General features: G+C 58.1%; 3 protein-coding genes. 2 read left to right on the top strand and 1 reads right to left on the bottom strand.

Annotation, left to right across the window (positions count from 1 at the left end; translation table 11 throughout):
- Window positions 1-233: 233 nt before the first annotated feature.
- Entirely contained in the window at window positions 234-905 is a 672-nt protein-coding gene (locus tag AB4136_RS33320) for a hypothetical protein (RefSeq protein ID WP_441932337.1), read from the top strand.
- Window positions 905-1,477, top strand: coding sequence for a His-Xaa-Ser repeat protein HxsA (gene hxsA, locus AB4136_RS33315; protein WP_036255203.1), 573 nt, complete (start codon window positions 905-907; stop codon window positions 1,475-1,477). Before AB4136_RS33320 ends, hxsA begins: the two co-directional genes overlap by 1 nt.
- A gap of 205 nt (window positions 1,478-1,682) precedes the next feature.
- On the opposite strand, the gene AB4136_RS33310 is transcribed toward hxsA, so the two are convergent.
- Window positions 1,683-1,818, bottom strand: a 136-nt coding sequence (locus AB4136_RS33310; RefSeq protein WP_441932293.1) for a transposase domain-containing protein, incomplete at its 5' end; no start/stop codon positions are given.

The raw sequence follows: 1,818 nt of genomic DNA, 5'->3' as shown, positions 1-1,818 counted from the left end.
CGACTGGTTCAACCACCGCCGGCTGCTGGAGCCTATCGGCAACATCCCGCCAGCCGAAGCCGAGGAACGCTACTACGCCATGCTGGAAGAACCAGCCATGGCCGCATAACTTAAACCAAACGGCCTCTGGCAAACCCGGCGCGGTTCATGTCGATCTGTTCGAGCATTTTGAAACCGCGGCAATGCTGGCTCCCGAGGGGGCTACGATCGGGATTTCGGGAGGTGAGCCTACGTTGTTCAAGGCCCAATTATTGGGGTTTTTGGCTCGCGTTATGCTGGCCCGAGAAGATCTGCGGTTCCATGTGCTTACGAATGGCCAGCATTTTGAGAGTGCTGACCGTGAAGTGATGCTTGCTCTGGACAGAAGTCGCGTGGTTTGGGGCGTGCCGCTCTATTCAGCCGATCCCACCATCCACGACGAGATCGTAGGCAAGGCCGGGGCTTTTGAGAAGCTTCAATCAGGCTTGGCATTCCTGGGTAGGGCTGGCGCTCAAATCGAGTTGCGTACGGTTCTCATGCAACCGAACGCCCAAGGTTTGCCCAGGCTTGCCAGGTATCTGACGACATCGGTGCCGTTCATCCAGACTTGGGCGATCATGCAGCTGGAAAACATCGGCTACGCGCGGCAAAACTGGAGCCGTCTGTTCTTTGACAGCTCGACTGGCTTTGAAACAGTGGCGCAGGCAATCGACATTGCCCGAAGCCGCAGCATCGATGTCCAGCTTTTCAATTTTCCGCTTTGCACGGTCCCTGGACCGTATCGGCATCTCGCGCCGTCAACGATTTCTGATTGGAAACGGGCATACATGGATGACTGCAAAAACTGCAGTCTTAGAGGCGACTGCGGCGGGTTCTTTGAATGGCACCCGCGCGAGCACGGCTATGCGAGCTTGGGTGGGGTCTGATGAAAAAACGCCTGTTTGCGATACCGTCACTGTTGGCCGCAGGCTTCATGCCCACAGAGGGGCAGGCCTTACCTTCAAAGCCGATGTTGACTGACGGAGGTAAGTCGCTGTCCTTGTTTGACATCTTCAAGATGGATCACGTGTACACATTGGCTGGTCACCGCAGCCATAGTTCACACAGGAGTCATAGCTCGCACAGTAGCCATCGTTCATCGACCGGTGGCTACTCCTACCGACCGTCAGTCTACAATAGCCCGTCGCCATCGTACGTAGCGCCATCGAGCCCGCTCTATTCGGCGCCGTCGACTACCCCGACTTATCAGCCGCCGGCGACCGCAACAGCGCCTGCTCCCCTTAAGACTCTTCCGGGCAACGCAAACAGGTTCAAGGAGATCGTACTTGAGGTGCAGTTCGCGATGCTGGCCTTCGGTTACTATAACGGCGAACTCAATGGTGTGATGGGACCCGAGATGAGGGCTGGGCTGCAGCGGATGCAGGGGGATTACGGTCTGAAGGTCACGGGGACGATCACGCCAGAGACATTAACTGCGCTGCGGATCGAGGCGCGGTAGCTTAAGCTCTGACGAGCTGTGGGCTCGAACTACTATCTGGCGTAGGCCAAGGCGCGTTTCGCGGCGGCACGCAAGCTGGCAGTGATCACGTATGCCATGTGAAGCGGCGGCACATTCTACGTTGGCGATCCGACTACAGGCAAAACCGACACCGCGCGGCGCGCGTACAGCAAGGCCCGCAAGCTTTTGAGTGTAACCGCTGTTCTCAGGCCACGGCCTTGAGTGGCGCGGGGGCATAGGCCCAGGGCAGCAGGTCGTCGAGCTGGCTTTGCGGATGGCCTGCAACGATGCGAGTGATGACGTCGGCGAGGTAGGCGTACGGGTCGACACTGTTGAGTTTC

Source organism: Mesorhizobium sp. 2RAF21 (genome assembly GCF_052115345.1).
GTDB lineage: Bacteria > Pseudomonadota > Alphaproteobacteria > Rhizobiales > Rhizobiaceae > Mesorhizobium > Mesorhizobium terrae.
The sequence above is the reverse complement of the archived record's forward strand: the minus strand, read 5'-3'. Positions and strand labels throughout refer to the sequence as shown.

Bases quoted from the DNA above. Each gene is read 5' to 3' on its own strand.
- hxsA (WP_036255203.1), top strand. From the start codon at position 905: ATGAAAAAACGCCTGTTTGCGATACCGTCACTGTTGGCCGCAGGCTTC.